We start from the raw sequence: 19813 nt of genomic DNA, 5'->3' as shown, positions 1-19813 counted from the left end.
TTCTCTAAATCGGGACGGATTCAATTTTAACAAATAAAAAAATCAATTCGGTTACTAATTGTTATTTTTGTTATCCGAACACCAATCAAAAAATAAGAATATGGAATTAAAAGTGAATAAGGGAGTTCTTCTTTGTGCTACGGCTTCGTTAGTGCTGTTCTCCTGTAAAACAAATCAGACCGCCACGGCAGAAAAGACGACTACACATCCGGGGATTAACCTTGGATTTATGGATAAGTCGGTTAAACCGGGGGATGATTTTTTCCGTTATGTAAACGGAACCTGGTATGACAAAACGGAAATCCCGAGTGATAAAACCCGTTGGGGAAGTTTTGACGAATTACGCCAGAATACCGATAAAGACGCTTTAGCCATTTTAAAAGAGGCTGCTGCAAATAAAAATCTGGATCCGAAATCGGATCAGGCAAAAGCTGTAAATGTATACAGAACATTTATGGATACAATTTCCAGAAACAAACTGGGAATTACCCCAATCAAAGAACAGCTGGCAAAAATCAATGCGGTTAAGAATGCACAGGATGTAAATGCCCTGTTATTAGAAATGGAACCGCAGGGAGGTTTAGGTTTTTATGGTATGGGAATTGGTGCCGATGCTAAAAACAGTAACCGTAATGTGGTATATGTCGGATTGGGAAGCTTAGGATTGCCGGATCGTGACTATTATATTTCGGATGATGCCGATTCTAAAGAGAAAAGAGAGAAATATGTGGCACACGTGGCTCGTATGCTGCAATTTTTAGGAGAAGGACCAAGTCAGGCAAAAGAAGATGCGGTTAGAGTACTGGCATTGGAAACGGCTATGGCAAAACCAAGACTGGACAGAGTGGAGCGCCGCGACCGTAGAAAAACCTACAACCCGATGCGTGTTGCCGACCTGCAAAAACTGACGCCAACAGTAAACTGGAAAAACTATTTTGACGGTTTGGGTGTTAAAAACCTGGATTCTTTAGTGGTATCACAACCGCGCTATATGACCGCTCTGGAAGATATTTTTAAAGCAAACGATGTGGATAGCTGGAAAGCCTATTTGCGTTGGACGCTGATTAACAAATCAACCGGTGTGTTAACAACCGATATTGAAAATGCCAACTGGGATTTTTACAGCAAAACCTTACAGGGAGCTATCAAGCAGCGTCCGAGAGAAGAGCGTGCGTTACAGGTGGTAAACGGAACGGTGGGAGAAGCTTTAGGGAAATTATATGTAGAGAAAAAATTCCCGGCTGAAGCAAAAGCAAAAGCGAAAGCAATGATTGAAAATGTATTCCTTGCTTTTGAAAACCGTATCAATAAATTGCCTTGGATGACGCCAGCAACCAGACAGGGTGCTATCGAAAAATTAAGAAAATCGACGGTTAAGATCGGTTATCCGGACAAATGGAAAGACTATTCCAAATTAGAGATCAAGAGTATCGCCGATGGCGGATCGTACTATGACAACATGAAAAATGTTGCCAAATGGGGCTTTGATGAAAACATCGAAGACCTGAAAAAACCGGTAGATAAAACCCGTTGGGGAATGTCGCCGCAAACAGTAAATGCATATTTCAACCCGTCGTATAACGAAATCGTTTTCCCGGCGGCTATTTTACAACCGCCTTTCTATGATTATAAAGCAGACGAAGCGGTAAACTACGGTGGTATCGGAGCGGTTATCGGACATGAAATTTCACATGGTTTTGATGATTCCGGTGCCCGTTATAATGCAGACGGAAATTTAGTAAACTGGTGGACAGATGAAGATTTAAAACAATTTACCGGTTTAGGTGGTGCTTTAGCGGCACAATATAGTGCGCTGGAACCGTTACCGGGAACGTTTGTAGACGGTAAATTTACATTAGGGGAAAACATTGGTGACCTTGGTGGTGTGAATGCTGCTTATGACGGTTTACAGTTGTATTTAAAGAAAAACGGTAATCCGGGCTTGATTGACGGTTATACGCCGGAACAACGTTTCTTTATTTCCTGGGCGACTATCTGGCGTTCTAAAATGAGAGATGAAGCGATTAAAAATCAGGTAAAAACCGATCCGCATTCACCGGGAATGTACCGTGCTTATGTGCCGTTACAAAATGTTGAAGCTTTCTATCAGGCATTCGATATCCAACCGGGTGATAAACTATATGTTAAACCGGAAGACAGAGTTAAAATCTGGTAATCAATATAAAAGCCTCCCAAACGGGAGGCTTTTTTTATGAAAGGCAGACAACTTTTTTGATGCCGGTTGCCGTTTTTATTTGCCTTTGTTTACAATGATCTTGGTTGTAAACACCGGCTGATTTTCGGAATGAATCTGTACAATATACAGCCCGCCCGCTAAATGCTGCAGGGATAAGGTGTTGTTTGACCCGGTTAAAGGTTGCTGCAGGACGGTTTTTCCCATAATATCAATAAGGCTGATGTTTGCCTGCTTGATCTCGATATTGTTAAAATCAATATTCAGGACATCATGGGTCGGATTCGGATAGATCAGCATATTGTCGTTAACCGCAATTACCGTTGATTTTTCGATTTCCATTTCCGGACCGGCCTGTTTCATGTTCTGGTTAGGCAATTCCCCGCGGTACATTGAAGCCAGTGATGCTTCATACCATTCTTTATACCAGAACCACCATCCGGAACTTCTTTTAATATACTGGATGTTAAAGATCTGGTCAGGTGCTGTTGGTGCCGCCTTTACTAAAAACTGTCGGGAACGCTGGTTCAGATACCAGTCGTTATAGTAGGAACTTCCGCCATTACTCCAGTTAAAGGACATACCGGGACCGCCATTGCTATAGTCATAACTGCCAATCCAGGTATTGCTGATGGCCAGGTATTCGCTGTAGCCGTCGTTGTCCAGATTTCCGGTCATCATTTTGTAGCTGCTGTGCGCTGGCGTCACGTTAGTTGTTGTAAAGCTGGTACCCAATCCCTGTCCGCCGGTTAACGTCCAGGTGCTTCCGGTAAAGCGCATAATAGCAGAGAAATTACTGGAAGAATTGCTCACGAAAGCATAAAGTTCATCACGGGTAGTGGTGCGCATTTTTCCTTTCAGGTAGCGCTGTATCTGCGAGATCTGCAATCCGCCAATCCATCCGGAACCGTTATTGCTCCAGATCGTCTGCGGAGAATACCAACCGCCGCTGCTGGAATTGAATTTTACCAGATGTGCCCAGCCATTCGGGTTAACACACAATAGTTCGTCCTTACCGTCGCCGTCAAAATCGCCAATGGTAAAAGTGTCCTGTGGTCCCATATACCAGTAGGCTATAGGAGTATTACCGCCGTTGTTGCTCCATCGCTCTTTCCACGACCAGCTGCCGGGCAGGTATTCTTTAATCTGAGCCCAGCTGCCATTATCGGTACGGGATAAAATCTCATCTTTGCCATCGCCGTCAAAATCACCGGCATAGTACCGGTCGCCGTAATTACGGTACCAGCATCCGAAGCTTCTGTTTCCGCCATTGCCCCAAAGGTGGTACCAATCGGTTCCCTGGTCGCAGGAGAAATCCATAATACCAACCCAGTTTCGATCCGGATTTGCAAAGAAAATTTCTTCATCGTTGTTTTCACCGTCAAAATTTCCGGCTAACATATAATCGCCTTCCTGCATGTACCAGGTAGCCACCCATTTCAGGTTGCGGTTGTTTGTCCATGATTTTACAATTTCACTGGAATTATTCACATTCGCATAATCATTCAGGCAATAGGCATGGCTGTTTATAGAGTTTAGAATAATACTTCGCGTATGCGGACTGAAATATAAAGGGGAATATGAGGACGTGTACATACACATGATCGGTACGTCGCTGCCGCTGCAGGAAGAGGAGCCGTAATGCTCGTCGTCATGAAGGGAACCGAAAATATGTCCCATTTCATGAGTGATGATACGGATTCTGGTCGGGTCTTTTCCAATGACACCGTAAGCGGAATATGTGGAACATAAAGAATTGGTAAAAGCAATACCTACCGTACCGCCATCTGGCCGTCTTCCGGTAAACAGTAAGGCTAAATCGCGATCCTTGTTTGTGTGGTTGGCATTCCAGTTGTCCCGGAATTTATAGAGTATGTCTGTGGCATTGTTGGTGTTGTATAGCGAACCGTTCGTAGGTAAAAGGTTGACATGTTTTACGATGAACGAGATGTTGAAGTAGTGCGTATACACACATTCGGCCAAAAAGAGACTGTTCAGGATGTTGGATGCCGAGTTGCTTCCGTTCTGGTCGCACCAGGGTTTATCGCCTTCTGCGGCTATTGTGACAAAGCGCGGCGTACAATCTTTAAAATAACCCTTTTGTACCACAGGAGGTTCCTGGATTAATTCCTGGATTTGCTGGCATCTTGAGTTTTGGGTGCTGATGATGTTTCCGAGATTAAAAACCAATAATGGGTTTTCGTCGGTAACAAAATCATCGCCGTTTAATTTGATAAAATCCTGCAGGGACGTGTAATACAATACCTGGTTGCTTTCGGTATCCCATTTCAATCCTACCAGGTTGTCTTTAAAGATGGCCAGACGAACCAGTGTTCCGGGATTATTATCGGCGGTCCCTTTTAAAGTAGGGACATTATAGTTAAGATCGGTTTCGGCGGTACGCTGAAAAGTGATCTGATTTTCTCCTCCTTCATGGGTAATCCCTTCGGTATAATCCAACGCTCTCATGTCGTGGCGCTGAAGGGTAAATTTGGTGTTACCGGAATTGTCCTTTAGGATAAACTCTATCGCATAAGGATTTTTAAGCAGGTAATCGTTAAGTGCAGCATAGTTAAAATGGTAGGCAGCATAGCCTTCAACTCTGGAGCTGAGGTAGTCCTGTACTTCTCCGCCTATCTGTGCCGGATGCAATTCATAAACGGGCAGCTGAGGCTGTTGGGGTTGGGTGTAGCTGGGCGGATCGTCCGGGCCGCTGGTTTCGGGAACCTGTGCCATTGCCGCCAGGGAGGTCAGCAATGCCGAAAATAAGAGTAAGCATTTTTTCATAATTAATTGTTTTTGGTGTTAGAGTTGTACGCAATGAAAATATCATTTGGTGTATGGAGTACCGTTGAAACAAAAAAGGTAATTATGAGGCTTGTATGAAATTAACAGCTTATATGTTAAAAATGGTGTTTTTTATCAATAAAATAACAGTTGTAAAATTAAAAATGGTAAATTTTGTACCAAATATAATAAATAATAAACAGGGTGTTATATTTTATCTGAATAATTAATAAAAAAAAGTTTTTGTGAAATAAAGAGTGTTTTAAGGGTGGTTATTTGTAGAATACTGCCGTTTTATGCTGATAGGACGAACAAAAAACCGGCTTTGACCTTGATCAAAGCCGGTTTTTTTAGAGGTTCGAAATCCTGAAATCAGGAATGAATTATAACCGTAATGCCGGTTATAATATTTTGGAGCACTGCTCAAAAGCAGGAAACTATTTTTAATAAAGCAGATAAAATATAAGGGATTATTTTTTACCGGAACACATTGCTTTGGTATGGTGCAGACTATCGTCGGCAGCCAGTTTTTGATAGGCTTCGGTTTCTATTCCGTAAATAGCCATCTTTCCTTCTTCATTGCAATGAACGCCCCAACCGTATCTTTTGGGAAGCGGAGAGCAGCGAAAACAAGCCTGTCCTTTTGAAAAATAATGCTCTCTTTCCTGTTCTGAATCTTCTTTTTGAATATTGTTTTTAGCGGCATAAATGTTGAATAAAACGGTATCGGAAGTAAACCGGTACGGATTTTCAATAAGGGTTTCAAACTGGATAACCGCTATTGATTTGCCCGTTTTTTTTAAAGGCGGGATTTCGGCGGTTTTTGCCGGACAATCTGCCGCAACAGCAATAAAAGTATTGTAATAATTAGTCGATTTCATTGGCAATAAATTTAAGGTTGAACAAAAGCGACAGCTGACGGTGCCAAATTAAGATACCGGTTCTATCAAATCCCAGAGATTACCGTACAGATCGGCAAAAATGGCAACTTTCCCCCAGGGTTCTTCCACGATACCTCTTATGATCGTTACCTTATTGTTGGTGAAATTTTCGAAATCGCGCGCGATATCATCTGTTTTTAAAAAGAAGGCAACTTTTCCTCCGGTCTGGTTGCCAACGCTTCTTTTTTCTTCCGGATTTTCGGCTTTCATCAAAACAAAAGCACTGCCAGCAGATCCTTTCGGAGCCAGCGTTACCCAGCGTCTTCCGTCTTCGCCATGAATGTTTTCCAAAAGGGAAAAGTTTAATTGTCCGGTATAGAAAGCGATGGTTTCTTCATAGTCGTTTACCATTAAGGTAATATGAGCAATATGCTGTTTCATAAAATAGATTCGTAGGGTTTAGGAATGGTAAATTGTTTCCGGGGCTTTGTCCAGAAAAGTACCCAGTTTCCCGATTTCGTGTTCAATAATTTTTTTGAAATCGGCAGAAAAAGGTTCAAACGGATAAATATCGATTGTCACGGCATTCTTTTTTAAAGACCGTTTCCATATTCCGACAGCTTTTCCGTTACTAACGATTACCGGGTGAAAAATACCGTTTCGGGTAATTGCTTTTTTGTGATGATCCATCGTCAGGGTTGCTGTCCGGTCCTTGTAGCTGATCAGAAATTCATCAAATGCCGGCAGCAGCTGAACGGAATTGCTTTCTTTTTCCGGAAAAACAAGAGCCGGGGAAAACCAGTAGGTTTCCGTACCGATCGTTTCTGAAATAAAATCGGATTGGACCAATTCCAGTGCTTTTTTGGTTTCGGTTAAAGACAGGCCGCACCACCAGTGGAAATCCAGAATTGTTGCCGGACCATGGCTGGTAAAATATTTCCGGGCCAGTTTTGCCAGAGCTTCTTCCCGGGGCAGGATGTTTTTTTGAGGAACCCATTCCGGAAGAAATGCATAGGTGGATTTTTTATTTTTTGTCTTTCCGCTGCCAAGGATACCGCTCAATTCGGCATGCATCAGTATGTAAGACGAACGGCTGTCATTGGTGGCGATGTTATGCTTTTCCAGTTCTGAAACCAGTTCTTCCCGGGTCAGATGATTGTGATCTCTTAAGGCTTTTTCCATAACGGAATAACATTTGGAAAGGACGGTTTGATCAAGTTCCAGTTCTTTCAGGCCGCTGGTCATAGACGACTTTATCCGGTTTGCCGAAAGTTCAAGGATCCAGTAAATATCGGACGCCGCAACAGTATGCCAGGTCGGGCGCATTACATGCGTACGGATAATTTCGCCATTATCCATGGCTGCTTCAACAAGCGATTCGGTAGCATTTGCATGCCGGATTCCCAATGCCCATTTTGACATCGCATAGTCCTGTGCCTGAAGTGCCCCCATATAGGTGGCGATTTCGGAAATACTGCCGGCTTTGTTCCGGATTAAAAGCTGATTAGCCAGGCGGATGTTGGCAATGTTCGTTAAGGTCATACACGTATCTTATTTATACAAAATGATAAACCAGTCGGCATGTTGTGGCTGAAAAACACCTAATCCCGGTGTGTAGAGCATAAAGCCGACTTTTGCATTTTCGGCAGTGAACTGATGGACAATTTCCAGGTTGCTGACCGCATTCCAGATGGTTTCATAGTTGAAACTGGTATAACCTTCCGATGCAATAATATCGGCTGTTGGAGTAAAATACTGGGCAGTGGCCAAATCGGCAGCGCTATTTGTTGGTAAAACAGAATACGTTTCCGGTGCGCTATAATCGGGTGTAGCTATTTCTGAAGAAGTCCCCATCCAGGTAACAGGCCCGTTAAAGATAACTTCACCGGTTGGCGTGAATGCTAATTTATAATTACCAAAATCACTTGGCGGAAGATAGGTTTCCGTTAGCGGAATTGTTGGAGTCATTGGAACACCTTCAAAATGGAATAGTTTTCCGCCTTTAAACTGGTTCGTTTCAAAATCCACCCGTAACATCAACAGTTCACGGGATGCATTGGGTGTTTCCTGTATTGGCGCATAATCGTCAAAATCTTTTGTACAGGATACAATTAAAAAGAGTAAAGGAAGATAAAGCAATAGTTTTTTCATAATACTGGGTAGCGTAAAATTTTTTATGTTGGTTCTGATATTCCGGTTTTGTAAAGTATAAAGTTAGAATTAATTATGATTAAAAATCCAAAACTTTAAAAGTATACTGCAAAACGGTGGTGAGTTTATCGGTATTGATTCGCTTTCCAACGGAAGGTTTCCGATGGTTGAATTTCGGAACTGCCAGGGCTAATGCCGCTGCTTTTTGCGTATAATAGGCTTCCCGGCCTGGATGTACCGGTGCCACGGCATTAAAAGTGGTGCCCCATTGACGCTGTTCGATTATTGTTAAAATGATTCCGATGCAGTCCGTTTGATGAATAAAATTAATCGGGCTTTCTGGATTTTCGATATTTTCCCTGCCGGCTAAAAATTTAACGGGATGCCTGTCGCTGCCGATCAATCCTCCAAAGCGGAGAACGGTTGTCTGGAAATGGCTGTTTTGCTGTAAAAGCCGTTCTGCTTCCAGAAGCTGCCTGCCGCTTTCGGTATCCGGCTGCGGAATGGTGGCTTCGGACACTTCCGAATTATCATCGGCATATACGGAAGTAGAACTGATAAACAGGACCTGCTTTACTGTTGCCGTTTCGATATGAGGAATAAGATTCCGGATTTTTGCGGTGAAATTTTCCGGATTATCTCCTCTCAATTTTGGCGGGATATCAATAATCAGTATTTCAGGACCGTTAAGAAAAGCGGTTATATCGCCCTTTGTTGCTTCTTCATGCAGACTGACTAAAAAAGGATGAATCCGGTTTTCGGCTAAAAGGGAAAGCTTGTTTTCGGATGTTGTAGAGCCGTTAACAGGGTAATGCTGATTGATTAATGCTTTCGCTAACGGAAGGCCGAGCCATCCGCATCCTAAAATTGCTATTGGTGTTGTCATACTGAATCAGGGGTCTTTTTTTACCAATACAAAGTAATCGTTTTCTAAAGCCATATAACCCTGATTGTATAAAAAATAATAGGTATTTCCTGTTTTAGTGTTTAAAATGCCGGTAAAAAATTCAAAATCAAATCCTTTGCTCAAAAGTTTGGTTCGGGTGGTTTTTGATTTTCCGTCGGTATTTAAAGCCGACAAAATCCGGTAATTCCTGCGCAGCTTGTTGTTAATATTGCGCATCAGGTTGGTAACATCTTTATTCTTTTTGTTATTGTAGGCATTGCGGCATCCGTCACTGCAGAATTTTTTGTCTTCCCGGCCTACAATTCTCTCTTCACATTCAAGGCATTTTTTCATGATAACTGATTTTGGTTGGCGTATACGGTTTTTAAGAGTGCAGGTATTTTATTCGAAATTTCCTTTATGATGCAGGGCTTGTTTGATGTGTGCCAGATGATGTCTGGAATGCCAGTCGTAAATCCCGATCGCTTCTTTCAGCGAATAAAGGCGCTGGTGCTGCGGATGGAAATACAACAAAGCCAGATCTTCTTCGGTTAAGGTATCCAACAGATAAAACCAGCGGTTGTGTACGCCGGTTATGATCTGCAGGGAAGCACTGATGTCGTCATCCTGCCCGTCTGCAGTAAGAGCCCATTTGTGTTCTTCATAAGGACGGACTTCCGGTACGTTTTCGGTTAGGGTTAATTTAAAGCGGATAAAGCTGTTCATGTGGCTGTCGGCGAGGTGATGGATAACCTGTTTGATGCTCCAGCCATCGGGTCTGTAAATCCAGTTCCGTTCGGTAACGCTGAGGTCTTTTACCAAGGCGTTTAGTTCCTGTGGAAGCGATTGGATTGTTGCTTTCCACGATTGGATGTGCTGCCGGTCTATTTCTGTCGGGACAATAAATTTTCCGACAGGATATCTTAATTGTTCTAATTCCATAAACCTTAGTTTGTTTTTAGTCTTTTAATCTGGTATAAATCTTTTCTACGGTCTTTCATGGTTCGGACACTTCCGTGTTCGTGCAGTTCTTTCAGTAAATCGACATCCACATCCACAATTAGCGTCATTTCGGTATTGGGTGTGGCTTCCGCTTTGATCCCATTAGTCGGAAAAGCAAAGTCGGAAGGGGTAAATACAGCAGCCTGTGCAAACTGAATGTCCATATTGTTTACTTTCGGCAGGTTGCCTACGCAACCGGCAATAGCCACATAGCATTCGTTTTCAATAGCCCGTGCCTGTGCACAGTTCCGTACCCGGGTATAACCGTTTTGGGTATCGGTAAGAAACGGGACAAACAGGATATCCATCCCTTCATCGGCCAGCAGTCGGGACAATTCCGGGAATTCCACGTCATAGCAGATCATGATGCCTATTTTACCGCAATCGGTATCAAAGGTCTTGATCTGGGAACCGCCTTTCATTCCCCAGTAAAACACTTCGTTCGGCGTGATGTGTATCTTGGAATACATTTCGGACGTTCCGTCTCTTTTGCAAAGGAAACCAACATTGTACAGGTTTCCGTTTTCTAACAGCGGCATGCTTCCGGTAATGATGTTGATGTTGTAGGAAATGGCAAATTCCTGGAATTTTTTACGGATCGGCTCGCTGTAACGGGCGAGTTCCCGAATGGCATCGGCTTCCGAAAGATGGTTGTAGTCGGCCATTAGCGGAGCGATGAAAAGTTCCGGAAACATCGCGAAATCGCTGGCATAACCGGAAACCGCATCAATAAAAAATTCGGCTTGTTCAAATAAAGCTTCCAGGTTGTTTAACGGACGCATCTGCCATTGAATCAATCCCAGCCGGATCACACTTTTACGGGTGTTGATAAGCTGTTGGTTTTTTTCATAATAGATGTTGTTCCATTCCAGTAACACGGCATATTCCTGTGAGCTGACATCGCCTTCCAGGTAATTTTTCATCACCTTGATCACGTGGAAATCATTACTGAGCTGAAAAGATAAAACCGGGTCGTGCAGTTCTTTTACCCTTACCTTTTCGATATATTGTTTTGGGGTCAATGCTTTGGAATGTTCGGCATATTTGGGAATACGGCCGGCAAAAATAATGGACTGTAAATTCAGCTGTTCGCAGATCTCTTTACGGGCATCGTATAGTCTTCTGCCCAACCGGAGTCCGCGGTAATCGGGATGGATAAATACATCAATACCATAAAGAACATCACCAAAGGGATCGTGAGTGGAAAAAGTATAGTTTCCGGTGATTTTTTCATAGGTATGATTGGCACTGGCTTTCCGGTAATCCATAATTAAGGATAAGGCAGAGCCCACAACTTTGCCGTCTGCCAGTATGACCAGCTGACCGTCGGGAAATATCTCCAGCAAACGTTCTATCTGGTGTTCTTCCCAGTAAGCTTCTTCGAGCTCACTATAGGCTTCCATCATGGAATTCCGGAGTTCTTTATAGTCTTCAATCTTTAAATTTCGTAATTCGACTTTATTGATTGCCTTTTGCATGGGGTTTGTTTTTTCAGAAAGTTACAAAAAATACCAACTGCTTACAAACGCTTACAATTATTTATAATCGAAAGTAAACGGTTAAATGTCGGATAAAGATCCGGCTGCAGTGCAATTTTGCAGTATAACTCTTTGTGGTTCTTTTGAAGTTTGGATTCGAAAACTAATTGGTTTGCGTATAATCCTAATTTACCTTGTATTATTTATTGTAATTTTATTATTTTAGGCAAAATAATGATAAAAACACAGATATGAGATTAAAATTACTTTTTGCAATGGTTTGCATTAGTGCTCTTGACATGTACGGTCAGGCACTGAATCAGAGTGAATGGCTTTGGAATATCAAGGTCGAAAACACATCGATAATTGACAGTAAACCGTTGAGTTTTGTTGATAAAGACAACAACTATTTTATGGTGGGTAGCTTTAATGGCGCTACCACTTCTATACAGGGAACCACTTTGCAAAACACGAGTTTGCCGGCTGGTACTGCTACTGTTGGTGATGCATTTATTGCAAAATTTGATGAAAACGGAACATTCCTGAATGTAAAGCATTTCGGGGGATCCCGCCTTGAGATCATTACGTCTGTTGATTATGATGGTGATGCCCATTATTATATTGCCGGTGTTTTTAACGGAACCATGGATTTAGGCGGAGGTACCGTTTTAGAAAATCTGGATCCGTATGCAACAAAAACCTTTATTGCAAAATATACATTATCGGGAACATTGGTCTGGTCCAAAGTATTTGATCAATATGTAGGAAACGGTTATGTAAAGTATAAAAACGATAAATTGTATTTTGCCGCAAATTATGGCTATGATCAGTTGTCTTTTGATGGGGTAACCTTACCGGTAGCTAATTATTCGCCAACAATAGCAGGCATGGATAAAAACCTGGTAGCGAGATTTGATGCGAGTAACGGAGCGCTTCAATGGGTTTCTTCCTCCCGTTATACAGGACCATACACCAGTATTTCGGCCGACAGGATTGGAGCGCAGATCAGAACAATGACTGTTGATAATAACGGGAATGTTTATATTGCCGGAGAGTTCTTTTCCAGATCGGTAACCTTTGGCAGTATCACCTTAAACAGAACAAGCAGTTCAAATTCCAATTTGTTTTTTGTACGATATGACAATACCGGAGCAGTAGCCTGGGCAAAAACTGCTGCTACAAGCGGCGGTGCCGATTCCAAGGTGGAGGATCTTGCTGTAGATGCTGCCAATGATGTTTATTTGGCTGGAAGGGTGTATAATTCTTCCGCAAATTTTGATGGTACTATTTTGCAATTCCCTGGTAATTACGGTGGTTTTCTGGTAAAATATAATACTGCCGGAAGTTTGGTTTGGGCCCGAAGAGCAGGGATATCCTCCGATCAGGCTCCAACTACAGGACTGAGCCTTTCAAGGTTATCAAAATTACATATCGATGCCCAGGATAATGTATATGTGGGCGGAAGCTTCTATAAATATTTGAATTTAGCGCCGAACTTTGTTTACAATCTTAGCAATCAGTTCTATCTTTTGCTGGCAAAATACAGTAAACAGGGAGTGGTACAATCCTGTGAAATTTATCCTTGTGAGTCAAATGGCGTGCGCGATCTGAAAGTACTGAATTCGACGGCTGATAATTTTTCTGTTGTTTCCGACCTGTCTATAGATTTTCAGTTAAACAACCTCCCGATAGCTGCTGAGCAGAAAAACCGACTTTATATTGCGAAAAGAGATGTGGTTACAGCAGGTAGCGAGGATTTTGATAAAACCGCTTTTTCGGTATATCCCAACCCGGCGACGGAATCCCTGTTTGTAAAAGGTATTGAAACATTGGACGACCAGCTGCAATTCTCCATATTTGATTTTAACGGCAGAAAAATCAGCAAAACGGAAAAACAAACAGTAATGGAAAAAGGAATAGACGTTTCAAAATTAGCCGGAGGAGTTTATTTCCTGCGTATAGAGGATGCTAAAGGAAATGTAAAACAGCATTCAAAATTCATCAAAAATAACCAATAATAACTGCCCGCTTCTTTATAAGTGGTGCAGCAGTGTTAATGCAAAAAAGAGATCAGATTTAAGTCGAACCATTAATTTTATAAGCCATGAATGCATTAAGAAACAAAGTACAGTTAATCGGTAATGTAGGGAGTGATCCCGAAATCAGAAACTTAGGCGAAGGAAAAAAACTGGCAAAGTTAGCCATTGCCACGAATGAAGTTTATTATAACGACAAAGGAGATAAGGTCACCGATACCCAGTGGCATACCGTGGTAGCCTGGGGGAAAGCGGCAGAAATTATCGAGAAATTTGTTGAAAAAGGAAAGGAAATTGCTGTTGAAGGAAAGCTGGTTCATAAAGTCTGGGAAGACAAAGACGGCAACAAACGCTATACAACAGAAGTCGTTGCCAATGAACTGCTGCTTTTAGGAGGCAGGTAACTTACCAACACAAAAGCTTGTCTTCGGATAAGCTTTTGTTTTTTTTAAATAGTTTATGAGTAAAGATTGGCAGCAACCCTGTAGGTATTGGCATGCGCCTCGATGATGGTCTTAATGTCGGGAGAATAGCCGCCACCCATACTGCATTGTACCGGAATACCGTGTGTCCGGCATAGTTGCAAGACCAATTCATCCCGTCTTTTGCAGGCAGCTACAGAGCAGCCCAGTTTGCCTAACTTGTCTGATGCTAAAATATCAACACCGCTGAGGTAGAAAATAAAATCCGGTTTTTGTTCGTGGATCAATTGCGGTAAGGTTCGGGTAAGAATGGCTAAATAAGCCTCGTCATCCGTGTGATCCGGAAGGGCAATGTCCAGATCGGAAATTTCTTTTTTAAACGGATAATTGGATTTTCCATGTATGGAAAAAGTAAAAACAGCATTGTCGTTCTGAAAAATTTCGGCAGTTCCGTTTCCCTGATGTACATCCAGGTCGACAATAAGGATTTTTTTAGCCAGTTTTTTACGGATGAGGTATCGGGCACCGATAGCCTGGTCGTTTAACAGACAAAAGGCTTCCCCTCTGTCAGAATACGCATGATGTGTGCCGCCGGCAATATTGAAGGCAATACCGGTCTGTAAGGCTTTTTCGGCGCCTAAAATGGTTCCCTGTGCCAAACGCAATTCTCTTTCAACCAATTCGGCAGTTAACGGAAAACCGATTTTGCGGACAGCTCTCGGATCCAGCGTTAGTGCGGTTAAGGCATCAACATATTCCTTTTTATGTACGGCGGTAATGTGTTCCATGTCGGGTAAACCGGGTTCAAAAAAAGCGGCTGCCGTTACCGTTCCTTCATGGAGTAACTGTTGCGGCAATAACTCATATTTGAGCATTGGAAAGCGGTGTCCTTCAGGAAGCGGATGCCTGTAAATGGGATGGAAAGCAATGGGAAACATCTATAGCGGATTAAGCTCGTCTGTAAGGCTTAACAGTACAAGGTTTTCATCATATTTAGCACTGTAGGCAAAGTTTTTACCCTCGAAAATTTTCTGGTATATATGCGCGTCTGTTTCCGGAGTTTTTAGGGTACCTAAATTGTCTTTAGGAATCCATTCCAGTATTCCTTCATTGGAAACCGGAGCAGGCTGATACGGAATATCGGCAACGTAAACAAAGCTGATCCAGTTATAATCTACCGGAGAAACTTCAAACAGGGTTCCCATAAAGGTGATGGTGCTTAATTGTATTCCGGTTTCTTCAAATGTTTCCCTGATGGCGGTTTCATGCGGAATCTCATAAGGTTCCAGTTTTCCGCCCACGGGAGTATAGTGATCCTTAAAAGGTTCTTTAAATCTTTTGAGCAGGAGCAATTCGTCATTGTGTTTCAGAATAACAAAAACAGCTATCTTTTTCATCTTTATTCGTTTAATAATTGCTGCAATTTTTCAAGGAATAAGCCAACGTGATAACCGTCTGCCAGCCCGTGGTGAACGTGAACGGAAATGGCCATCTCCATTACACCGTTTGTGGTGGTCATTTTGCCATAGGATATTTTCGGACAGCTATCGGCTAAAGTAAAACTCCTGGCATGGGATAATGAGGTGAAATTGACCCATGGCACAGAGGAGAAATGAATCAGATTGTCGCTGTTGAATTCCCGGGTAAAAAGACCGGAAGTATTGCGAACGCGTTCGATCTCGTTTTGTGCTATGACGGCAAAAGTATTAATATCTTCGTGGTACTCAATATAAGAGAAACCAAAACTGCTGTCCTCTCTGAAAATCGTAGAAGAAGCATCGATGCGGTCGTACACAACCACATGGTCACCGTCTATCCGGTAGCGAAAAGCTTCGACAGCATTTACCGCTGCCAGTGTTTTGTGTAAATAATAGGTAAAGAAAGAAATACCCAGGCTTTTTGCCGTGCTGTAGGCTTTGGTACAGTCAACCGTTGCGGTAAGTCCGAAAAAAGGCTCTTCAAATTTTCTAAAAAAATCAAAGTGCTCTTTTCGGTTCCAGTTAGCGATATCCAATTGTTTCTTCACTATAATAGTATCGGCAGTATATCCGTTAATTTTTCGATTGTTCTGAAATTCGGATGTTCTATTTTGTGATCAATCCGTTCGTGTGCCCAGGTGGTATGAAAAGGAACATGAACGGCATGGCCGCCAATTCCTAAAACCGGCAGTACATCCGATTTCAGGGAATTTCCGATCATAAAGAATTCTTCCGGTTTCAAATCCAGACGGGTTACCAGTTTCTGGTAATCGATTTCCTGTTTGTCCGACATAACTTCAATATGGTGGAAATAATGCCCGAGGCCGGAATCGTGAAGTTTTCGGTGCTGGTCTTTTAAATCACCTTTGGTTGCTACTACCAAACGGTATTTTCCTTTTAAAGCTTCCAGCGTTTCTTCAACGCCGTCCAGTAATTCAATCGGTTTTTCTAAAAGTTCTTTTCCCAGTTGGATTATTCTTTCAATAATGGCAACGTTAATCGTATTGTTCGATATTTTTAAAGCCGCTTCAATCATGGAAAGGATATATCCTTTAATGCCATAACCGTATAACGGCAGGTTTTCAATTTCGATTTTAAATAATTCCTGCGATAAGCCCTGGTGTGACAAATAATCCTGCATTAACTCGCAGAATTTTTTTTCGGTCTCTTCAAAATAAGGTTCGTTTACCCAAAGTGTATCATCGGCATCAAAGGCAATAACTTTTAAAGACATAAGGAATGGCGTTTAAAATGGTTAATAATTAGTTGATTGTTTCGCCGTTTTTAACGCCTTCTGCATCCGGATTGACAAAAACCAGTTTTCCTTCGGCATTTTCAGTCATTAAAATCATTCCTTCACTTTCTACACCTCTTAAAGCTCTTGGCGCTAAATTAGCCAGAACGGTAACTTGTTTTCCAATAACTTCTTCCGGTGTAAAATGTTCTGCAATGCCGGAAACAATAGTGCGAATGTCTATTCCGGTATCTACTTTAAGTACTAAAAGCTTGTTGGCTTTCGGCATTTTTTCGGCGGCAACGATTGTCCCGACTCTAAGGTCAAGTTTTGCGAAATCGTCGAAAGTAGCGACTTCTTTTTGAGGCGTAACGATTTTATTTTCGGCTTTATTGGCCACTTTGGTCGCTTCCAGCTTGTCTATTTGTTTCTGAATTTCTTCGTCTTCAATTTTAGCGAATAATAATGCTGCCTGTCCGATCTGATGTCCGGCAGGAAGTAAGTCGGATGTGGTACTGATGTCATTCCAACCGAAAGTATTGTCAATATTCAGGATACCTTTTAATTTTGCTGCTGTAAACGGAAGGAAAGGTTCTGCCAGAACACTTAATGCTGCGGCAATCTGAAGGGCAACATACATTTGTGTCTGTACTCTTTCCGGGTTTTCTTTTACAATTTTCCAGGGCTCTTCATCGGCTAAATATTTATTACCCAAACGGGCTACATTCATCAATTCGCCTAAAGCTTCTCTGAAACGGTAACGTTCTATTGAACTTGCAATAACCGCCGGATAGGCTTTCAGTTCTGTTAAAACAGCTTCGTCTACGGCTGTTAAGGCATTTGGCTGCGGGATGATTCCCTCATAATATTTGTTGCTCAGAACTACCACACGGTTGATGAAGTTTCCGAAAATAGCAACCAGTTCGTTGTTGTTTCTCGCCTGGAAATCTTTCCAGGTAAAATCGTTATCTTTTGTTTCCGGAGCATTAGCGGTTAGTGCATAACGCAATACATCCTGTTTTTCCGGGAAGTCTGTTAAATATTCATGTAACCAGACCGCCCAGTTTTTGGAGGTGGAAAGTTTGTTTCCTTCTAAATTTAAAAATTCGTTTGCCGGAACATTATCCGGTAAAATATAGCTTCCTTCTGCTTTTAGCATCGCCGGGAAGATCACACAATGGAATACAATATTATCTTTTCCGATAAAGTGTACCAGTTTTGTATCCTGGTCTTTCCAGTACGGTTCCCAGTCTTTTCCTTCACGGGCAGCCCATTCTTTTGTAGAAGAGATATAACCGATAGGGGCATCAAACCATACATATAATACTTTGCCTTCGGCACCTTCAACAGGAACCGGGATTCCCCAATCCAGGTCACGGGTTACGGCACGCGGTTTTAAACCATCGTCCAGCCATGATTTTACCTGTCCGAAAACATTTGGTTTCCAGTCATTTTTATGTCCGGTCAGGATCCATTCGCGTAAAAAAGCATCGTATTGGTCTAAAGGCAGGAACCAGTGTTTTGTGGACTTTAAAACCGGTTTAGTTCCGGTTATCGTCGATTTCGGATTGATTAAATCGGTTGCATTTAAAGATGTTCCGCATTTTTCACATTGGTCACCGTATGCTTCTTCATTGCCGCATTTCGGGCAGGTTCCGATAACAAAACGATCGGCAAGGAACTGTTGTGCCTTTTCGTCAAATAACTGCTCGGTAACTTCTTCGATGAACTTCCCGTCCTGATACAGCTTTTTGAAAAATTCTGAAGCGGTATCGTGATGGATCTGTGCAGAGGTTCTGGAATAATTGTCAAAAGAAATACCAAAATCTTCAAACGATTTTTTAATAATTCCGTTGTATTTATCGATAACTTCCTGTGGTGTAATGCCTTCTTTTTTTGCTTTCATAGAAATAGCCACACCGTGTTCGTCGCTTCCGCAAATGAAAGCAACATCTTTACCCTGCTGGCGTAAATAGCGGGCATAAATGTCGGATGGGACATAAACTCCAGCTAAATGGCCAATGTGTATCGGACCGTTAGTATAAGGTAAAGCGGCAGTGATCGTATATCTTTTTGGATTTTGTATCATAAAAACGTAAAATTAGATTTTGATAGTATTTTCAAAATGAAATGCAAAAATAGTTTATTAGACACTAATTAGTATGTTTTTTTTGCTCAAATTGCATAAAAACCTTTGTAAAAGGAATGAAAACATTGCCATAAAAAATAGTAAATTTGTTAGAAACGATTTCAAATGAAAATTATCAAACTATTCTCAAAAGCGGTATTTTTGAAGTCCTTTTTGATTTTAATATTATTAAATACAACGACTGATATATACTCGCAGAAAAGAATGAAAATACCATCCTATCTTAAAAAAGGCGACACGGTTGCCATTGTTTGTACCGCAAGAAAGTTTTTCCCGGAAGAGGCACAGCCTGCCATTGATTTGTTAAAGTCTTGGGGACTTGAAGTAAAATTAGGCAGAACCATCGGACTTGACAGCTGCCAGTTGGGCGGAACGGATAAGGAACGGATCCGGGATTTTCAGGAAATGATGGACGACGACGATGTTAAGGCAATCTGGTGTGCCAGAGGCGGATATGGAACAGTGCGTATTGTAGACAGCCTGGATTTTACCAAATTTAAAAAACACCCGAAATGGGTTATCGGATTTAGCGATGTAACGGTTTTGCACAGCCATATTCACAATATGAAAGTGGCAACACTACACGGTATCATGCCGTTTACAGTTCCCAGAACAGAAGAAATTTCGAAGGAAACGCTTCGGAAAGCACTTTTTGGAGAAAAACTAAAATATGAAGTACCGGCAAAGGGATATGAAATTGAAGGCAAGGCAAGCGGGCAGTTAGTGGGAGGTAACCTCTCTATTCTGTACAGTTTGTTAGGCTCTAAGTCGTCTATTGATACCAAAGACAAGATCTTGTTTATTGAAGATCTGGACGAATACCTGTATCATGTGGACAGAATGATGTATAACCTGAAGCGGAACGGCTATTTTGAAGGATTGAAAGGACTGGTTGTGGGCGGCATGACCGATATGCATGATAATGAGATACCGTTCGGACAGAATGAGGTTGGAATTATTTTAGCGATCGCCAAAGAGTACAAAATTCCGGTTTGTTTTTATTTTCCGGCAGGCCATGTGAAGGATAACAGGGCACTTATTTTGGGAAGTAGCGTAGATCTGGAAGTTACGAAAGATAAAATTACGCTGGAGTTCAAACCGTAATTGTTTTTAAG

General features: G+C 41.9%; 18 protein-coding genes. 4 read left to right on the top strand and 14 right to left on the bottom strand.

What is annotated here, in order from left to right; all coding sequences use genetic code 11:
* The first annotated feature begins 100 nt into the window (after positions 1-100).
* Entirely contained in the window at positions 101-2176 is a 2076-nt protein-coding gene (locus tag B3394_RS09795; RefSeq protein ID WP_286918239.1) for a M13 family metallopeptidase, read from the top strand.
* 75 nt (positions 2177-2251) lie between these two features.
* Here B3394_RS09795 and B3394_RS09790 read toward each other — a convergent pair whose 3' ends face one another.
* The 9 genes from B3394_RS09790 to B3394_RS09750 form a co-directional block, all read right to left on the bottom strand.
* A complete protein-coding gene (locus tag B3394_RS09790; RefSeq protein WP_286918230.1) occupies positions 2252-4981 on the bottom strand; it encodes a M12 family metallo-peptidase in 2730 nt (909 codons plus the stop codon).
* 470 nt (positions 4982-5451) lie between these two features.
* Positions 5452-5862: a DUF6157 family protein gene (locus tag B3394_RS09785; RefSeq protein WP_246297024.1), complete on the bottom strand. Its 411-nt coding sequence runs from the start codon at positions 5860-5862 to the stop codon at positions 5452-5454.
* A 48-nt stretch (positions 5863-5910) separates the two neighbouring features.
* Positions 5911-6303: a VOC family protein gene (locus B3394_RS09780; protein ID WP_286918225.1), complete on the bottom strand. Its 393-nt coding sequence runs from the start codon at positions 6301-6303 to the stop codon at positions 5911-5913.
* A gap of 18 nt (positions 6304-6321) precedes the next feature.
* Positions 6322-7404: a winged helix DNA-binding domain-containing protein gene (locus B3394_RS09775; RefSeq protein ID WP_286918222.1), complete on the bottom strand. Its 1083-nt coding sequence runs from the start codon at positions 7402-7404 to the stop codon at positions 6322-6324.
* Positions 7405-7413: 9 nt separating this feature from the next.
* Positions 7414-8013: a hypothetical protein gene (locus B3394_RS09770; RefSeq protein WP_286918220.1), complete on the bottom strand. Its 600-nt coding sequence runs from the start codon at positions 8011-8013 to the stop codon at positions 7414-7416.
* Between the two features lie 79 nt (positions 8014-8092).
* Complete coding sequence (locus tag B3394_RS09765; RefSeq protein WP_286918218.1) at positions 8093-8899, bottom strand: SDR family oxidoreductase; 807 nt, start codon at positions 8897-8899, stop codon at positions 8093-8095.
* A gap of 6 nt (positions 8900-8905) precedes the next feature.
* Positions 8906-9253, bottom strand: coding sequence for a hypothetical protein (locus B3394_RS09760; RefSeq protein WP_286918216.1), 348 nt, complete (start codon positions 9251-9253; stop codon positions 8906-8908).
* A gap of 48 nt (positions 9254-9301) precedes the next feature.
* Entirely contained in the window at positions 9302-9841 is a 540-nt protein-coding gene (locus tag B3394_RS09755; protein WP_286918215.1) for a YfiT family bacillithiol transferase, read from the bottom strand.
* A 5-nt stretch (positions 9842-9846) separates the two neighbouring features.
* Complete coding sequence (locus B3394_RS09750) at positions 9847-11379, bottom strand: bifunctional GNAT family N-acetyltransferase/carbon-nitrogen hydrolase family protein (RefSeq protein ID WP_177730610.1); 1533 nt, start codon at positions 11377-11379, stop codon at positions 9847-9849.
* 251 nt (positions 11380-11630) lie between these two features.
* Here B3394_RS09750 and B3394_RS09745 point away from each other — a divergent pair, with 251 nt between their 5' ends.
* Both B3394_RS09745 and B3394_RS09740 read left to right on the top strand, forming a co-directional pair.
* Complete coding sequence (locus B3394_RS09745) at positions 11631-13397, top strand: T9SS type A sorting domain-containing protein (RefSeq protein ID WP_286918213.1); 1767 nt, start codon at positions 11631-11633, stop codon at positions 13395-13397.
* 86 nt (positions 13398-13483) lie between these two features.
* Complete coding sequence (locus B3394_RS09740; protein ID WP_286918209.1) at positions 13484-13819, top strand: single-stranded DNA-binding protein; 336 nt, start codon at positions 13484-13486, stop codon at positions 13817-13819.
* Positions 13820-13872: 53 nt separating this feature from the next.
* Here B3394_RS09740 and B3394_RS09735 read toward each other — a convergent pair whose 3' ends face one another.
* From B3394_RS09735 to metG, 5 genes are read right to left on the bottom strand one after another with little or no spacing between them, the layout of a single operon-like run.
* The gene (locus tag B3394_RS09735; protein WP_286918207.1) at positions 13873-14775 is read right to left on the bottom strand and encodes a histone deacetylase family protein; all 903 of its coding nucleotides are present in this window, start codon (positions 14773-14775) and stop codon (positions 13873-13875) included.
* Complete coding sequence (locus tag B3394_RS09730) at positions 14776-15234, bottom strand: NUDIX hydrolase (RefSeq protein ID WP_177730602.1); 459 nt, start codon at positions 15232-15234, stop codon at positions 14776-14778.
* Between the two features lie 2 nt (positions 15235-15236).
* Entirely contained in the window at positions 15237-15863 is a 627-nt protein-coding gene (locus tag B3394_RS09725) for a chloramphenicol acetyltransferase (RefSeq protein ID WP_286918179.1), read from the bottom strand.
* Positions 15863-16549 (bottom strand): HAD family hydrolase, encoded by a 687-nt coding sequence (locus B3394_RS09720; protein WP_286918177.1) that lies wholly within the window; start codon positions 16547-16549, stop codon positions 15863-15865. Before B3394_RS09720 ends, B3394_RS09725 begins: the two co-directional genes overlap by 1 nt.
* A 28-nt stretch (positions 16550-16577) precedes the next feature.
* Positions 16578-18638, bottom strand: a complete 2061-nt coding sequence (metG, locus tag B3394_RS09715; RefSeq protein WP_286918176.1) for a methionine--tRNA ligase — start codon at positions 18636-18638, stop codon at positions 16578-16580.
* 264 nt (positions 18639-18902) lie between these two features.
* On the opposite strand from metG, the gene B3394_RS09710 reads away from it, so the two are divergent.
* A complete protein-coding gene (locus B3394_RS09710; RefSeq protein WP_286918730.1) occupies positions 18903-19802 on the top strand; it encodes a S66 peptidase family protein in 900 nt (299 codons plus the stop codon).
* Positions 19803-19813: the final 11 nt, after the last annotated feature.

The organism is Flavobacterium sp. UBA4197 (genome assembly GCF_002379575.1).
Classification (GTDB): Bacteria; Bacteroidota; Bacteroidia; order Flavobacteriales; family Flavobacteriaceae; genus Flavobacterium; species Flavobacterium inviolabile.
The sequence above is the reverse complement of the archived record's forward strand: the minus strand, read 5'-3'. Positions and strand labels throughout refer to the sequence as shown.

Bases quoted from the DNA above. Each gene is read 5' to 3' on its own strand.
- B3394_RS09760 (WP_286918216.1), bottom strand. From the start codon at position 9,253: ATGAAAAAATGCCTTGAATGTGAAGAGAGAATTGTAGGCCGGGAAGAC.
- B3394_RS09765 (WP_286918218.1), bottom strand. From the start codon at position 8,899: ATGACAACACCAATAGCAATTTTAGGATGCGGATGGCTCGGCCTTCCG.
- B3394_RS09770 (WP_286918220.1), bottom strand. From the start codon at position 8,013: ATGAAAAAACTATTGCTTTATCTTCCTTTACTCTTTTTAATTGTATCC.
- B3394_RS09710 (WP_286918730.1), top strand. From the start codon at position 18,903: ATGAAAATACCATCCTATCTTAAAAAAGGCGACACGGTTGCCATTGTT.
- B3394_RS09745 (WP_286918213.1), top strand. From the start codon at position 11,631: ATGAGATTAAAATTACTTTTTGCAATGGTTTGCATTAGTGCTCTTGAC.
- B3394_RS09720 (WP_286918177.1), bottom strand. From the start codon at position 16,549: ATGTCTTTAAAAGTTATTGCCTTTGATGCCGATGATACACTTTGGGTA.
- B3394_RS09790 (WP_286918230.1), bottom strand. From the start codon at position 4,981: ATGAAAAAATGCTTACTCTTATTTTCGGCATTGCTGACCTCCCTGGCG.
- B3394_RS09740 (WP_286918209.1), top strand. From the start codon at position 13,484: ATGAATGCATTAAGAAACAAAGTACAGTTAATCGGTAATGTAGGGAGT.
- B3394_RS09780 (WP_286918225.1), bottom strand. From the start codon at position 6,303: ATGAAACAGCATATTGCTCATATTACCTTAATGGTAAACGACTATGAA.
- B3394_RS09730 (WP_177730602.1), bottom strand. From the start codon at position 15,234: ATGAAAAAGATAGCTGTTTTTGTTATTCTGAAACACAATGACGAATTG.
- B3394_RS09775 (WP_286918222.1), bottom strand. From the start codon at position 7,404: ATGACCTTAACGAACATTGCCAACATCCGCCTGGCTAATCAGCTTTTA.
- B3394_RS09755 (WP_286918215.1), bottom strand. From the start codon at position 9,841: ATGGAATTAGAACAATTAAGATATCCTGTCGGAAAATTTATTGTCCCG.
- B3394_RS09735 (WP_286918207.1), bottom strand. From the start codon at position 14,775: ATGTTTCCCATTGCTTTCCATCCCATTTACAGGCATCCGCTTCCTGAA.
- metG (WP_286918176.1), bottom strand. From the start codon at position 18,638: ATGATACAAAATCCAAAAAGATATACGATCACTGCCGCTTTACCTTAT.
- B3394_RS09750 (WP_177730610.1), bottom strand. From the start codon at position 11,379: ATGCAAAAGGCAATCAATAAAGTCGAATTACGAAATTTAAAGATTGAA.
- B3394_RS09785 (WP_246297024.1), bottom strand. From the start codon at position 5,862: ATGAAATCGACTAATTATTACAATACTTTTATTGCTGTTGCGGCAGAT.
- B3394_RS09795 (WP_286918239.1), top strand. From the start codon at position 101: ATGGAATTAAAAGTGAATAAGGGAGTTCTTCTTTGTGCTACGGCTTCG.